Source organism: Neobacillus canaveralius (genome assembly GCF_047237705.1).
GTDB classification, from domain to species: Bacteria; Bacillota; Bacilli; order Bacillales; family Cytobacillaceae; genus Neobacillus; species Neobacillus niacini_K.
This window is the reverse complement of record NZ_JBDFLL010000001.1, coordinates 317,157-331,074: the sequence shown is the minus strand read 5'-3', so window position 1 is coordinate 331,074 and position 13,918 is coordinate 317,157. Positions and strand designations below refer to the sequence as shown.

15 protein-coding genes are annotated in these 13,918 nt (G+C 40.4%); 5 read left to right on the top strand and 10 right to left on the bottom strand.

Going from position 1 to position 13,918, the window contains the following annotated elements; all coding sequences use genetic code 11:
• Window positions 1–23: 23 nt before the first annotated feature.
• The gene (locus ABC255_RS01630) at window positions 24–290 is read left to right on the top strand and encodes a hypothetical protein (protein WP_412991044.1); all 267 of its coding nucleotides are present in this window, start codon (window positions 24–26) and stop codon (window positions 288–290) included.
• Window positions 291–416: 126 nt separating this feature from the next.
• On the opposite strand, the gene ABC255_RS01625 is transcribed toward ABC255_RS01630, so the two are convergent.
• From ABC255_RS01625 to ABC255_RS01610, 4 genes are all read right to left on the bottom strand, one after another.
• Complete coding sequence (locus ABC255_RS01625) at window positions 417–893, bottom strand: TraR/DksA C4-type zinc finger protein (RefSeq protein WP_412991043.1); 477 nt, start codon at window positions 891–893, stop codon at window positions 417–419.
• Window positions 894–968: 75 nt separating this feature from the next.
• Window positions 969–2,120: an AI-2E family transporter gene (locus ABC255_RS01620; protein ID WP_412991042.1), complete on the bottom strand. Its 1,152-nt coding sequence runs from the start codon at window positions 2,118–2,120 to the stop codon at window positions 969–971.
• 152 nt (window positions 2,121–2,272) lie between these two features.
• Window positions 2,273–2,422 carry a hypothetical protein gene (locus tag ABC255_RS01615; RefSeq protein WP_335533937.1) on the bottom strand — a complete coding sequence of 50 codons (150 nt, stop codon included), beginning with the start codon at window positions 2,420–2,422 and terminating at the stop codon, window positions 2,273–2,275.
• A 104-nt stretch (window positions 2,423–2,526) separates the two neighbouring features.
• Window positions 2,527–2,793, bottom strand: a complete 267-nt coding sequence (locus ABC255_RS01610; protein ID WP_412991041.1) for a KGG domain-containing protein — start codon at window positions 2,791–2,793, stop codon at window positions 2,527–2,529.
• 310 nt (window positions 2,794–3,103) lie between these two features.
• Between ABC255_RS01610 and ABC255_RS01605 the strand changes: the two genes are divergently transcribed.
• Complete coding sequence (locus ABC255_RS01605) at window positions 3,104–3,838, top strand: hypothetical protein (protein ID WP_412991040.1); 735 nt, start codon at window positions 3,104–3,106, stop codon at window positions 3,836–3,838.
• 365 nt (window positions 3,839–4,203) lie between these two features.
• Here ABC255_RS01605 and ABC255_RS01600 read toward each other — a convergent pair whose 3' ends face one another.
• The 3 genes from ABC255_RS01600 to ABC255_RS01590 all read right to left on the bottom strand — a co-directional run bounded on the left by ABC255_RS01600 (window position 4,204) and on the right by ABC255_RS01590 (window position 7,329).
• Window positions 4,204–5,505 carry a hemolysin family protein gene (locus ABC255_RS01600; RefSeq protein WP_412991039.1) on the bottom strand — a complete coding sequence of 434 codons (1,302 nt, stop codon included), beginning with the start codon at window positions 5,503–5,505 and terminating at the stop codon, window positions 4,204–4,206.
• A gap of 80 nt (window positions 5,506–5,585) precedes the next feature.
• Window positions 5,586–7,091: a mechanosensitive ion channel gene (locus tag ABC255_RS01595; protein WP_412991038.1), complete on the bottom strand. Its 1,506-nt coding sequence runs from the start codon at window positions 7,089–7,091 to the stop codon at window positions 5,586–5,588.
• Window positions 7,092–7,167: 76 nt separating this feature from the next.
• Window positions 7,168–7,329, bottom strand: a complete 162-nt coding sequence (locus ABC255_RS01590; protein WP_335533947.1) for a hypothetical protein — start codon at window positions 7,327–7,329, stop codon at window positions 7,168–7,170.
• Window positions 7,330–7,560: 231 nt separating this feature from the next.
• On the opposite strand from ABC255_RS01590, the gene ABC255_RS01585 reads away from it, so the two are divergent.
• Genes ABC255_RS01585 through ABC255_RS01575 form a run of 3 tightly spaced genes read left to right on the top strand, consistent with a single transcriptional unit; the run spans window position 7,561 to window position 8,687 of the window.
• Entirely contained in the window at window positions 7,561–7,809 is a 249-nt protein-coding gene (locus tag ABC255_RS01585; RefSeq protein WP_335533948.1) for a hypothetical protein, read from the top strand.
• Window positions 7,810–7,856: 47 nt separating this feature from the next.
• Window positions 7,857–8,027 (top strand): CsbD family protein, encoded by a 171-nt coding sequence (locus ABC255_RS01580; RefSeq protein ID WP_412991037.1) that lies wholly within the window; start codon window positions 7,857–7,859, stop codon window positions 8,025–8,027.
• Between the two features lie 60 nt (window positions 8,028–8,087).
• Window positions 8,088–8,687: a general stress protein gene (locus tag ABC255_RS01575; RefSeq protein ID WP_412991036.1), complete on the top strand. Its 600-nt coding sequence runs from the start codon at window positions 8,088–8,090 to the stop codon at window positions 8,685–8,687.
• A 134-nt stretch (window positions 8,688–8,821) separates the two neighbouring features.
• On the opposite strand, the gene nuoN is transcribed toward ABC255_RS01575, so the two are convergent.
• The 3 genes from nuoN to nuoL are packed head-to-tail and all read right to left on the bottom strand — an operon-like array spanning window position 8,822 to window position 13,717.
• Complete coding sequence (nuoN, locus tag ABC255_RS01570) at window positions 8,822–10,339, bottom strand: NADH-quinone oxidoreductase subunit NuoN (RefSeq protein WP_412991035.1); 1,518 nt, start codon at window positions 10,337–10,339, stop codon at window positions 8,822–8,824.
• Window positions 10,340–10,345: 6 nt separating this feature from the next.
• Window positions 10,346–11,854: an NADH-quinone oxidoreductase subunit M gene (locus ABC255_RS01565; protein WP_412991034.1), complete on the bottom strand. Its 1,509-nt coding sequence runs from the start codon at window positions 11,852–11,854 to the stop codon at window positions 10,346–10,348.
• Window positions 11,855–13,717: an NADH-quinone oxidoreductase subunit L gene (gene nuoL, locus ABC255_RS01560; protein ID WP_412998446.1), complete on the bottom strand. Its 1,863-nt coding sequence runs from the start codon at window positions 13,715–13,717 to the stop codon at window positions 11,855–11,857.
• Window positions 13,718–13,918 lie beyond the last annotated feature (201 nt).

The following is a 13,918-nucleotide window of genomic DNA, read 5'->3' as shown; positions in this document are numbered from 1 at the left end:
CAAATCTTAAGGAGGTTTTAATGATGAATAGAGTTGTAAGTATGAGCTCGCTGGTAGCGGTAGGAATTGGGGCGTCAGCAGTATGGCTATCAAACAAACCTAACCGCATTAAAGCTGAAAGTATGCTAAGAGACTTGAAACGTAAGGTAAAACCGAACGTTTACGCCAAATCAGAGCAGCTTCCAATCGAAAAGGCCGGCAATCCGCACCCGAAGGATTTTCCCGATAACGATATGGTGAGTGAGGGAGCACAGTATTCCGTTCAATTCTATAATGAAAAAATACAGTAATGAACAGTGGTTGGGGTCCTAGGATCCCTACTCTTTTTTTAGCTCTTGTGTTAGCCCAAAGTATCATAAAAATGTCTTCCTTTCTCCCGAAAAGAGAAAAGAAGACATTTTTTGTTTGAATACATTTTATGACGATGAGTTTCCATGTACGCTTATCAGTTCATCCACGACCTGAATCCGCTTATCTCCTCTTACATCTTCCTCAGGAGTTAAAAATGATTGATCCTCCGGAAGGCTTATCACATTCTCTTTCTCCAGCTCCTTTTGCGCTTCTACCGTTCGTTTAGCATACGGCAGGGCTTTAAGCCTTTCATAGGGAATCGTTTTTCCTGTATCGACACAAACTCCATAAGTTCCTGTTTTAATCCGCTCCAAAGCCTCGTTCACTTCTTCGAGGAGATTGTTTGCTGTTTCATGCAAAACCCTTTGTTTTTCTCGTTCTTCTAATTGTGTGGCACTATCCGCAAAATGATTATCATAGCTTGTTAATTCTCCATAATCCTCGAACGATAAAGGCTGACTGGCTTCTGCCATTTGAATGGTTTCTTCTTTCATTTGTAATAATCTTTTCTTAAAATAAGCTAACTCTTCTTTTGATAACATTTATTTTCCCTCCTATACTTCTTTCCTTTATTTACCCCTTCATGTATAAACATGAAACTTTCTATCCACATCCAGTTAAAAAATGGCATCATTGTATTGCTTTGTCTCATCATTGCTTTCCCCCTTGATAATTTTTTCCTCTATTGATTTTTCTTTTCTCAGCTTCCATAACCGATAGGTATGATGGGCAATCACCTTTATGACCGCATACACAGGAACTGCTATGATTAACCCGAGAACCCCTCCTATACGTCCTGCTGCAAGTAACAAGGATATGATCGTAAGCGGATGGATCTCTAGCTTTTTCCCCATCACCTGGGGTGAAATAATGTGTCCTTCAATCTGTTGGACGACAATCATAACCATGAGGACTTTTACCACCATCATCGGTGACTCGATAGACGCAATAATCACTGCAGGAATAATCGCTAAGATAGGACCAATAAACGGGATGACATTGGTAAACATTCCAAAAATCGCTACAAGGAGGGAGTAGTCAAGGTCAATAAGCAAATAACCGATAAAAAGCATGACACCTATACAAAAACTAACAAGAACCTGGCCTTGAATATACGAACTGAGCGCTTCATCTAAATCTGCTAATATCTTTCGTCCATTTTTCTGTTGCTGGGCTGGCAATAAACGAAGAATATGCTGTGGTGCCTTTTCTCCTTCTTTTAACATGTAATAGAGAATAAACGGAACAGTCGTAAAGACGATTACAATACTCGCAAGTACCCCAATAATATTCATGAAATTTGTTCCAATCGTAGAGAGACTTGAAGAAACTGACTTTGTAATCGCTTCGGAAGCCTTTTCTACATCAACACTGTCATTAGCCTGTAACTTATTGATCCATTTACTCTGCTCAAGCTCAGTCAATTTGTCCGGAATGGCCTCAATAAGTTGAGGCGTGCTATCAACGAAACTCTTCATTTGCTCTTTCAGAAGTGGTCCGCCAAGAGAGATTAATAATGCAATTAAAAGACCGAATATTAAATAGATCAACAGGATCGAAAGTGGTCTTGGGATATTTTTCAACTGAAGATAATTCACCAGTGGGCGAAACAAGTAATAGAGCACCCCGGACAACAAGAAGGGAAAAAACAGTGTTTGGACAAGTAAAAAGACAGGCTGGAAAATAAAATCAATTTTCATTGCTATAAAAATAATTAAAAAAATAAGCAAAAGACCGTAACCAAATCGAAACGCCTTTGTTTGCAGCAAGTTCCTCACCTCCAATTAGCAAAACCCTCTATGAATAAATACCCGTTCTTACATGAAGCTAATCCACATTTACAAAAATAGTAGATAGCAGCAAAAAGACATGCGGGCCACCGCACGTCTTTTGATTTCCTCCCATTTCTATTAGGAAATATTTATTTCTTATCAAGTGTAGGTGTAATGTTCAATTTTCCGAGAATACTTTTTACTTTCATTCTGTTGGGTTTAGAGGCTAACCACTTTGCGACCGATACTCCCATTCCTAAAACCGTTAAAAGTCCTTTCATCGATAAAACTCGTTTCATCTGGAAAACCTCCTTTAAGTCTTATTTATAGAAAAAACGCTTGTACAAAATTGCACAAGCGTCTTCTTTATTTCAGTAAATCGGCAATTCTCAATATAAACGGGTTAATCGTTATTACGTTGGTTACCCCGCGATTCTCCACCTTTTTGGCCAATCTCTTGATAGAATTCCTTATCGTGGTTTTCTGAGGTGGCTTCTCCACCTTTACGTCCGATCTCTTGATAGAATTCTTTATCGTGGTTTTCAGAAGTAGCCTCTCCACCCTTGCGTCCAATTTCTTGATAGAAATCTTTATCGTGGTTATTTGAGGTTGCTTCTCCACCTTTACGTCCTGCTTCTTCCCTGCTCATTGTCTCATTATTTTTTGCCATGTTTACGTCCTCCTTAGATTTTTTTGTACTTCGATCTAATTCGTACATTCCACTTTCGTCTTGCGGGTTAACTTGTAACCCATGCTTATGTAGTACCACCTAATTGCAATTCTAAAACTCCTTTTTTCTCTGTTTAATACTTTTGAAATACTTGTAATCTAAATATCTTTTAGAAATGTTATTTAATAAGGTTCAAAACAACGGAGATTGGGTATTTAACGTAGAGTGAGTTATTTAGGAGAAAATGCAGTGATAACAAGGTTGGGGCGCTTTGTGCACCAGCCAATTTTTGGATTCAGAGGTGTAAAAAATGAATCTATTCTTTCTACTCATCTATTTCATCATCATTACAACTGTCATCGAGATTTTTGTGATTCTTTTTCGACTGACGGACCTCAAATTGGAGGTTTCACGGTTTCAGGTCATTTCATTAATGACAGGTACAGGTTTTACGACTGGAGAGTCTGAGCTAATTTTAGGTCACCCGATTCGCAGGAAACTAGCCACTTTTCTAATCCTATTTGGCGCCTTCTCACTTGCTGTTATCATTTCATCGATTAGTACGATTTTATCAGAGGGCCTGCGAACGAAAGATATTTTCTATGCTGCAGGATGTGTTCTGGTTATCTTTGCTATTTTAAAGCTGAAGAGTGTGCAAACCAAGTTATCCAAGTTATTTAAGCAAGAAATGAAACAGAATATTGAACTTGGTGATCTGCCAATAAGAGATATCTTTATGTCCGAAAAACAAGACCAGCTGCTAAATCTTCATATCTATAAAGAGTCTTCTCTTTTTCAAAAACAGATCAATCAAGTGATTCATGATCATGACCAGTTAGAGTTTGTTGTATTGTTTATCAAAAGAGGCGAATTAAAACTTAGAAAAAATATCTATCACACAAAAATACACGAAGGCGATCAGATTCTGTTATTCGGTGAAGAAAACACCATTTCCACGCTATTTAAAAATGACATTAAAATCATGGAAGAAAAACTAAAAGATTCCCAACATACACCGGTTAACGAGCACCAATTAAATGAATAAGGGCTATACCTCCAATACATCTGTGCTTTAATGACAGTATAAAAAGCAAACTCGCCACCATTGGCGAGTTCTTTATTAGGGCCTTAATCGAGTAATCAGCAATAGGAAAATAAGCGGAGGTTTTCCGGTTAAATGCAGAATGGAGCTTGTTTCGGGGTAAATAAGCGGAAGTTTTCCGCTTATGAGTGGCAAAATCCCCTATTTTCAAATTTTACGAGTCAATAGGCGGATTTCTCCGTCTATTTGACTCCTTTTTAGGGATAATTACAAAGTAAGCGGAATTCTTCCGCCTATTTATCGGCCAGGGCGATTCACCACCTGATCTCCCAACCGATAAGAGACGATGACGTGTGCCTTCCATTTGCTCAGCTAACCATTTTTTTAACATCTAAATATAAAATATGGTGGCCAACCGCCTCACGGACTTTGAACAGGTATCCATCGAATTTAACCTCTGTCCCACTATCAACGTCAAAGTTTTGTGTAAGAAACCAGCCGCCAATCGTATCAATTCTTTCATCGGTTATGTTTGTACCAAGTAAACTGTTAACGTCATCAATTAACACTTTCCCATCCAATAAATAATGATTTTCCTTTACCTTTTGGATCTTAGCTACTTCATCGGTATCAAATTCATCTCTTACTTCACCAACAATTTCCTCAATAATATCCTCCACTGTCACTAACCCTGATGTGCCGCCGTATTCATCGACAAGGATAGCCATCTGACTGCGTTCCTTTTGCATTCTCACCAATAAGTCATGGATGGGGATGGTTTCTATTGCTTTAATCGCAGGTTTAATGAAAGGTCTTAGACTTACTTCTTCCTTATGATTTTTATTCAGTAATTGGGCCGTTACAAACAATTTAACGTTAAGAATTCCTAATATGTTATCTTTGTCACCCTCAATAACAGGATACCGTGAATACTTTTCCATTCTTACCTTGTTTAAAACCACATCAATGCTATCGTTAATTGATAGCGAACTGATCTCCGTCCTGGGCACCATTATTTCTTTCGCAACTCTCTCATCAAACTCAAAAATATTGTTCACATAGGTTAATTCATTTTGATTGATTTCACCCCGCTTATAGCTTTCCGACAACAGTAAGCGAAGCTCTTCTTCAGAATGAGCTAGTTCTTTTTCAGATTCCGGCTTTAAGCCAATGATTCCAACCAAGAGCGTTGCAGAACCGTTTAGCGCCCAAATAAACGGCCGCATCACTTTGGTAAATCCTATTATCGGAGCAGCTAACAAAAGTGCTACCTCTTCGGCTTTATGAATTGCCACGGTTTTTGGAGCTAGCTCCCCCACTACGACATGCAGAAACGTAACGGTGGCAAAGGCAATGATGAAAGATAGAATATGTGCAAGTGATTCATTCAGATTTAAAACTGAAAACAAAGGATGGATTAGTTTTTCCACGGTCGGTTCTCCCAGCCACCCCAGTCCAAGTGCGGTAACCGTTATCCCCAATTGACAGGCCGATAGGTATTCATCTAAGTGGTTTACAACCTTTTTCGCTGAAACCGCACCCTTTTTTCCTTCCGCAATCAATTGATCAATTCTAGACGGGCGTACTTTTACAATTGCAAATTCTATCGCAACAAAAAAGCCAGTTAGCGCGATTAAAAGGGCTACTAATAGTAGATTTAAAATGATCATCGAGCAGCCTTCCTCCTTCCCTTCTTATAAAAATAACAACCCGAAATCACGTAGATTCGGATTGTTACCTTTTGAATCTCTTATTCTATTATTTTATTATCGATTTTAGTGTCCAGCTTACGCAGATATTTGGAAGCAAAGTCTTTTCCTCCAAGTCCAAATGCAAGTCCAAACGCTAATGCTAAACCGCCTAATAGAAGAATAAATGCAGCATTGACGATGGAGTGCGCTACACCCAGTTGGTCTAATGCCATAAAGATGGTAATCGCAAAAATGGCATATTTCGCAACCCGTGCTAGAGTATTAGAATAGCTGTTCTTAAGGATACTTTGTAAAATGCGCTGTACTAAGTTTCCTAGATATAAACCAATCCCCAAGATAATAAGTGCCGCAAACAACATCGGTAAGTACGAAATCACACCTGTTGCAAGAACGACTAGGAACTCCAATTGAACAATTTGTAAGGCTTCAACTGCAAATAATAAAATAACAACAATTTTTGCTAGCAAACCAATGATTTTAGAGAGTGTGTAGGTGGATTGCTCAGGTTTAAGTGAACCGAGACCCATATGGCTAAAGATATTATCAACCTTTAAACGCCAGAGCATTTGTGCAACGACTTTCTCCACCCATTTTCCAAGCCATATCCCAACTAAAATCAGAATTACTGCCACCGCAATATTTGGGATAACCGATACCACATCATGGAGCATTGCGATTGCTGGATCTGAAATGCCCTTTAATTCAAGTTTTTCTAAAGCTGTAATGATGGTAGGGATTAAGATTAAAATAAACGCGATGTTTCCGATAATACTAGAAAGACTTGTACTATCCTTCGTTTTTACGATTCCTATACGTTGACCAAGTTTTTCCGTTCCAATACTGCTTAAGAAGTTTGTTAGAATATCTCGGACTATTTTTGCAATCAGCCAGCCGACAAACACAATAATGGCGGCCGCAAACAGCTTAGGTATGAACGCAAGTAGGTTTGAAAGCGTATCGGCAAATGGTTCTGAAACACCTTCAATCTGCAAGGCTCCTAATACTCCAGGTAAAAATAGTAACAGTACAAAATAGAAGAGTGCCTTTGCAATAGTGTTTACCTTGTTTACCGCATCACTTTGACTAATCGCCATTTTCCATTGAACTAAGCGGCGTTCTAAATGAACCATAGCCGCTCCCTTTTTAAAAAGCATTCGAAGCAGCGATGCCACACCCCAAGCAAATAGTAAAATGAGGGCAGCTTTTAAAACGTTTGGAATTGCTGCTGTAATCATCGTAAGCATTTGTACGAGTGGAGATGCAATAAAACTTAGATTTAGCATGTTAAAGAAGATAATCCACACGACTACCAGTAAGATATAATAAACAATTTTTCCGATTATCCTTTCTGAAGAATATTTTCTATTTCCAACGTTTGCAAACAACTTATCATCAAATTTTGTTCTCTTCAAAAGGGCTTCGATACTTTTACCAATGCTTTTTGCAATCAACCAGCCAACCAATAAGACTAAAAGGGCAAATAATAAGTTTGGAAGCTGATAAAAGTACGAAGTCCAGCCTGTCATCATCTCGTTAACATTCATTCTACCAATCTCCTTTTCTACTTTTTAGTGAGATAAGAAAAAGAAGATCGTCTTCTCTTTCCTATCTTAGCAGTGTTTAGTTTGTTTCTGGGTTTTTGGTTTCTGCTTCGTCTTTGTGTTCTCCGTCAGTTATACCGTTATCCTGGTCTACACCATCTCCACATCCAGTTAAAGCACCAAATGTTAAAGCAAAAACCATACCTGTCATGATTAATTTCTTTTTCAACGTTTTTTCCATTGTTATTTCCTCCTTTAATTTGTCTAGTATGGATTTACCCATTTAGGAAGTGAGCTAAACAAAAAATGTTCAATTTCTATCAATGGAAATGCCAGCTTCATGTTTTTTTAATAAAACTATTAATAGAAGGAAAACGGTATGCTATCACATTTATACTAAAAAAAGTTTCAGAATATTTTTTATGGGAATATAAAAAGGGAAGCACAAAACACGACGAAGGGAGCTGTAGATATGAGGAAAAGTTTATTAGTTGGTGGATTAGCTGTTTCTCTTACTCTTGCCGGATTAACAGGATGCGGTGATGGGGTCGACCAGGATAACGGAGTCAGTGATGGACAACAGAAAGATGAAGTAGATAAAGACACGACGCAAAATGCAAAAGATGCAGTGAATAAAGTGGAAACAGAATTAAAAGAAGCACAAAAGGATTTAGAGAAGAAAGTTGAGGATAACGGCGTTGATGACGGTGTTAACCAATAACCGCTTGTGAAACAGATCTAACAAATTCCAAGGAGGCTAAAAACATTATGAATAAAGATAAAATGAATGGATATGTAGATAACGTTAAAGGGGAAGCAAAAGAGCAATGGGGAAAACTGACAGATGATCGTTCCACGGAAAACGAGGGGAAAGTCGATCAATTAAAAGGGAAAGTACAAGAAGAAGTTGGGAAGATAAAGGATAAATTATCAAAATAGTCATGGGTAAACAATTAAACTAGCTATCTTTCGAAACGAATAAATGAGGAGGAAACAAATATGGACAAGATTGAAAAGAATGTTGTTGGTGTTTATGATACCGAACAGGAAGCGATTATCGCCATTGAGGACCTTGTTAAACAGGGATATGACAAACAAGATATTTGTGTCATTGGTAAAGATATCAAAAATGTGAATTATATTGCGGATGAAACAGGTACGGTTGCGGAAGAAAGTGCTGCAACTGGCGCGTTAGCAGGTGGAACACTCGGAGGGTTAACTGGTTTATTAGTAGGAGTTGGTGCACTTGCCATCCCAGGAGTTGGCCCAATCATCGCCGCAGGACCGATTGCTTCAAGTTTAATTGGAGCCGTAGCGGGTGCCGGTTTAGGTGGACTAACCGGAGCATTAATTGGAATCGGGATTCCAGATGATCAAGCCGAATTCTACGGGAAATCCGTTAAAGAAGGTAAAATATTAGTGCTAACAAAGAATAGAAGGACTCCTAATCAGGATGACAGGAATACACTAGCGGCAGCAAACAATAGCTCGATGGCACAGGATTGGGATGAGCTGAAGAAGCTTGGCGGTGAAATGCAAAATACTGATTCTAAGGACGATCTGAAGGATAAAAGACAAGTTCCTGACCCTATCCAATAATATTCAAAAAAAACGGTCCGTTCAAAGGACCGTTTTGCTTGTTAAGAAGAGGCCCCCATGCCTCTTCTTTCACTTTATATATCGTTACCCCTCTTTGTTGACCTAGACCGGGTCCTTCCCCCAAAGTTGCCGGTCTATTGCAGAAAGTCTGAGAATTGGTTGAAGTTTTCGTTCACGAAGTCGATGGCGATGTTTGGGAATACTCCAAACAGTACGGACGCTACGACGGTGACGATTAAAACAACAAGTATTCCCACTGGAATTTTTGAGAACTTGCTGTCATCCGCTGCTGGGCGGAAGAACATTTGGGTCATGATACCGAAGTAGTAAAAATACGATACTACGGTTGTGGCGATCATGACGGACGCCAATACATAATGCGGTTCCTGCACCATGAAAGCACCGATAAAGATGTTCAGCTTACCGATGAAGCCTGCGGTACCTGGGAAACCGGCTAAAGCGATTAACAAGATTCCCATCGTGACCGCTAATACAGGTGAACGGCGGTACAATCCGGCGAAATCAGCAATATTTGTTGAACCGGTTTTTGTTTCCACTAATTGGATCACCGCAAACGCCCCAAGGTTCATGAACAAGTACGCTAATAAATAGAACCAAACGGTGTAAAAGAAGTTCGAGCTTAAAGACGTGAACGCCACTAGAACGTAACCGGCGTGCGCGATACTTGAGTAAGCAAACATTCTTTTAATATTGTTTTGTTTCAGAGCGACCACGTTTCCGATGATCATTGTAGCCCCTGCTACAACCGCAATATAGTCCTGCATGTTATAAAGAATTGGCATTGAGCCAGGACCTTCTGTAGCTGCTACACCAAAGACCGATATTAAAATTCGAGCAACAATAACAAAACCTGCTGTTTTCGAAACAACGCTTAAAAATGCAGTAACCGGTGTTGGAGCACCTTGATAAACGTCTGGTGCCCACATATGGAATGGAGCAGCAGCAAGCTTAAAGCCTAATCCAACGAAAATCATTAAGAATGCCAATCCTAGCAAGTACGCATGCTGTGCGTCAGCCAAGGCCTGAAGCGCTCCAGCAATAGCTAACAAGTTTGTTGTACCAGTTAGACCGTATACATAGCTCATACCGAACAAGGTTATCGCAGTGGCAATTGAACCGTTTATCACATATTTCATTGCCGACTCGTTAGATTGCAAATTATTTTTGCGAATACCCGCTAAAATATAAGAAGAAATTGATAACAACTCTAAACCGATAAATAATGTGATTAAGTCACCCGAGGATGTCATAATCATTCCGCCAAGTAATCCGGTTAAGAATAAATAATAAAATTCACCGCGGTATTCTTCCATCCCCTGGTCAGCCTTGTAGGAGACAGCTAAAAATAGTACAAGCGCCCCGCCTGCAAGCAGAAGGAGTTTGAATGCTTTTCCAAAAGAATCAAGACGGAAGGTGTCGTCTAAAATTGAATCCGGCGCGGCACCAAGTAGTCCCAATAGGGAAACCATTGCGGCGAAAATCGCTGCAATTCCGATCCATCCGAGGATTCGGCGATCTTGCTTTTTCGGCATAAATAAATCGATTACTGTGAGAAGCGCTGCTACACCAACGATGATGAACTCTGGTGTCATGATGCTCCAATTAAATGATGTTAATTCCTCAAGACTCATCCTTCATCACCCTCCTAACCCTAGCATAATCGTTTCAAGTGTGGCTTGAAGCGGTGAGCTTAGAACGCTTGGTACTACTCCAATTAAGACGATTAAAGCGATCAACACAACAACCGGTACGAATTCGACGCCCTTGAGATCGACGAGACCTGTAAATTCACGGTGTGCTTGGCCGTACGTAATGCCGAGCACCGCACGTAATAAATAAACAGCGGTCATGATAATGCCGATACAGCCAACCGCGGCAATCCAAGGCATTTCTTCAAATAAACCTAAGAACGCCATGAATTCACTGACGAATCCGGACATTCCTGGCAATCCGAGTGAAGCCAATGCACCTGCAAGCAAGAATCCTGAAGCAATCGGCATTCCCTTTGCCATTCCGCCAAGGTTTTCCATTAGAGACGTGTCTGTACGCTCGTAGAAAGCACCGACTAAGAAGAACAGTAGGGCTGAGATTAACCCGTGTGACACCACTTGGAAAATTGCCCCTTGTACACCTGCTTCATTCAGCGCGGCTAACCCGATTAACACAATTCCCATATGAGAAATCGAAGAGTATGCCAACACCATTTTAAAGTCTGTTTGAATGAACGCTAGGAACGCTCCGTATAGAAGATTTACCACTCCAAGGATGGCTAATAGTACAGCCAGTTTTTCAAACTGCTCCGGAAAAATTCCCATTCCAAAGCGAATTAACCCGTAGGCACCGATTTTCAATAGAATACCAGAGTGAATCATAACAATGGATGGCGGCGCCTGCACGTGGACGCGAAGCATCCAGCTGTGTAATGGGAAGATTGGCAGCTTTACGCCAAAAGCGACTAAGAGCGCAATCAATAAGCCTAATTTTAATCCACTTGTCATAGGAACGTTCTGATCGCTCATGATTTGCGTTAGCATTTCAATATTGGTCGTTCCTGTTTTTGCAAAAAGAATCATAATCACAATTAACAGTACGGCTGAGCCTAAACCGTTATAGATTAAGAAACTATAAGCAGCTTTTTCTTTTTCAAAATATCCCCATTTCCCAATTAAGAAGAAAGTTGGGATTAACGTAATTTCAAAGAATAAGAAAAATAGAATTAAGTTTTCAGCTGTAAACACTCCAAGCATTCCAATTTCTAAAAGCAAGAATAGCATGAAGTAGCCTTTCCATTCTTTTTTAATATAAATGGAGGCAATCGCTGCGAGTGTTGCGACTACGGCTGTTAGAACTACTAAGAGCATCGTGAAGCCGCTGACGCCAAGTTCATAGTTTACTTTCCAGAATCCTGCTTCTGCACCTTGCAGACCACCGAAGGTAATCCAATCCTTTGCCACGTTAAAATCACTTAAATCCTTACCCACGAGGTAATGGAGATAAAGGCCGATGGCAATCCCCAGTGCAGGCAGTGTTGCTAGGAAGCCAACGATTTTGATTGTTTTTTCTTCAGTTTTTGGCATGAAGGCTAACACTACGATACCGAGTAACGGGGAGAATACTAGTAATGATAGAACGAAAGAAAGATCCATTTATAAGTACCCCCCTGTTAACACAAAGATGACCGCTAGCAGTGCCAAGCCGACAAAAGCCACGGCTGCATAGGTTTGCGTTTGACCACTTTGAAGCTTTGACCCAGCTGCTCCAAGGCCTTGAACAATCCCTGCCACACCCTTCATGATTCCTTCCACTAGGAAGACATCGATGAAGCGTAAAAGGTAACTAATACCCTTTGTGACCGCCACTACAGACATTTGATAGAATTCGTCAATGTAATATTTGTTGGTTAAAATTGTATGCAATGTGTCACCGCTGCCTGACAGCCAGTTGCGTGCGACTGAACGCTTGTAGTAAATCAGGTAAGCAAGGTAGATACCAGCTAAGGAAACTACAGTTGCCGCAATCATAATCCAAATTGGACCTTCGACATGCCCATGTCCAAGTGCTTCGTTTCCATCAACGAGCCATTCGCCAAGATTATGATTAAATGGTGTTTGCACAAACCCGGCGATAATCGCCAACACTCCAAGAATGATCATTGGGTAGGTCATCATTGATGGTGATTCGTGTACATTTTTCATTGGTGTCCGTGCTTCACCGGTGAAAACCATGAAGAACAAGCGGAACATATAAAATGCGGTCATAAATGCCGCTGCAAGCGCTAGTAAGAACAGAACTGGATGTCCGCCTTCCCAGGCTGCGATTAAGATTTCATCTTTACTAAAGAAACCTGAAAACAATGGTACACCGCTGATGGCGAGTGTTCCGATTAAGAATAATGGTGCGGTAAGCTTTAGCTTTTTCCAAAGCCCGCCCATCTCTTCGATGTTCTGTGTGTGAACCGCATGAATCACGCTTCCGGCAGCTAAGAATAGCAATGCTTTGAAGAAAGCATGTGTCATCAAGTGGAATACACCGGCAACGTAGCCTGCAGAGCCTAGAGCTAGCATCATGTAACCAAGCTGGCTTACTGTTGAATAGGCTAGAACGCGTTTAATATCTGTTTGGACAAGACCGATGCTTGCTGCAAAAATCGCCGTAAATGCACCTATGACAGCCACAGTTAATAGTGCTGTTTCACTTGCTGCGAACAGCGGGAAAAGTGAAGCAACTAAGTAAACACCTGCTGCAACCATTGTCGCCGCATGGATTAAAGCAGAAACTGGTGTCGGACCTTCCATCGCGTCCGGCAGCCATGTGTGCAGTGGGAACTGACCAGATTTACCAACTGCCCCAATGAAGATTAGGATTGCTGTTAAGGTAATCATCGTGGTTGAAACAGCGCCTGCCTCAACGGCACGGAAAATTTCACTGTATTCAAAGCTTTTTGTTTCCCAGAATAATAAAATCATCCCGATTAGGAGACCAACGTCCCCGATACGGGTCATAATGAATGCTTTTTTCGCCGCAGCCTTCGCTTCTTCTTTGTAGAAATAGAATCCGATTAAGAGGAAGGAACCGACTCCGACGAGCTCCCAGAAAATATAAGTTTGCAGCAGGTTGGGCGAGATTACGAGACCAAGCATGGCAAACGTAAATAGTCCTAAATAGGCATAGAATACTGGAAACCGCTCATCCCCGTGCATATATCCCTTTGAATATGTATGTACCAGGAAGCTGACGAGCGAGACAATTACTAGCATTAATGCATTCAATTGATTCACTTCAAAGCCCGCTGTTAAAGAAATATCTCCTATTCTGAGCCACTCCGTTGAAGTCTTAAACGTTGGTTGAGTGAAACGCTCGAACAACACCAACAACGAATATACAAGCGAGGCCAACGTAAGCAGAATACCCACGTAAGCACTCACATCTCTCAGCTTCTTACCAAATAGAAGAAGAATCAAAAACGATAATAGCGGGAAAAGCGGTATGATCCATGCATTTTCCATCATCATCACAATCCCCTTTTTAAGGCTCTTTTCTTAAACTTAGTTGCTTTTTGAATCAAGATTTAATGGCCTTGGCTAACTCCACAGAAAATAGCCTAAATTTAATAAGAAAAGAGCCAGCAAACTTTATTCTAAAGCGCAAAATAACTCATTTCACGTTAAAATCGGCTTTAAGATTTTAACAACATTAATAAAGAAACAACC

Excerpts from the sequence above, each read along its gene's own strand:
- ABC255_RS01630 (WP_412991044.1), top strand. The coding sequence starts at position 24 with ATGAATAGAGTTGTAAGTATGAGCTCGCTGGTAGCGGTAGGAATTGGG.
- ABC255_RS01625 (WP_412991043.1), bottom strand. The coding sequence starts at position 893 with ATGTTATCAAAAGAAGAGTTAGCTTATTTTAAGAAAAGATTATTACAA.
- ABC255_RS01615 (WP_335533937.1), bottom strand. The coding sequence starts at position 2,422 with ATGAAACGAGTTTTATCGATGAAAGGACTTTTAACGGTTTTAGGAATG.
- ABC255_RS01610 (WP_412991041.1), bottom strand. The coding sequence starts at position 2,793 with ATGGCAAAAAATAATGAGACAATGAGCAGGGAAGAAGCAGGACGTAAA.
- ABC255_RS01605 (WP_412991040.1), top strand. The coding sequence starts at position 3,104 with ATGAATCTATTCTTTCTACTCATCTATTTCATCATCATTACAACTGTC.
- ABC255_RS01600 (WP_412991039.1), bottom strand. The coding sequence starts at position 5,505 with ATGATCATTTTAAATCTACTATTAGTAGCCCTTTTAATCGCGCTAACT.
- ABC255_RS01595 (WP_412991038.1), bottom strand. The coding sequence starts at position 7,091 with ATGAATGTTAACGAGATGATGACAGGCTGGACTTCGTACTTTTATCAG.
- ABC255_RS01590 (WP_335533947.1), bottom strand. The coding sequence starts at position 7,329 with ATGGAAAAAACGTTGAAAAAGAAATTAATCATGACAGGTATGGTTTTT.
- ABC255_RS01585 (WP_335533948.1), top strand. The coding sequence starts at position 7,561 with ATGAGGAAAAGTTTATTAGTTGGTGGATTAGCTGTTTCTCTTACTCTT.
- ABC255_RS01580 (WP_412991037.1), top strand. The coding sequence starts at position 7,857 with ATGAATAAAGATAAAATGAATGGATATGTAGATAACGTTAAAGGGGAA.
- ABC255_RS01575 (WP_412991036.1), top strand. The coding sequence starts at position 8,088 with ATGGACAAGATTGAAAAGAATGTTGTTGGTGTTTATGATACCGAACAG.
- nuoN (WP_412991035.1), bottom strand. The coding sequence starts at position 10,339 with ATGAGTCTTGAGGAATTAACATCATTTAATTGGAGCATCATGACACCA.
- ABC255_RS01565 (WP_412991034.1), bottom strand. The coding sequence starts at position 11,854 with ATGGATCTTTCTTTCGTTCTATCATTACTAGTATTCTCCCCGTTACTC.
- nuoL (WP_412998446.1), bottom strand. The coding sequence starts at position 13,717 with ATGATGGAAAATGCATGGATCATACCGCTTTTCCCGCTATTATCGTTT.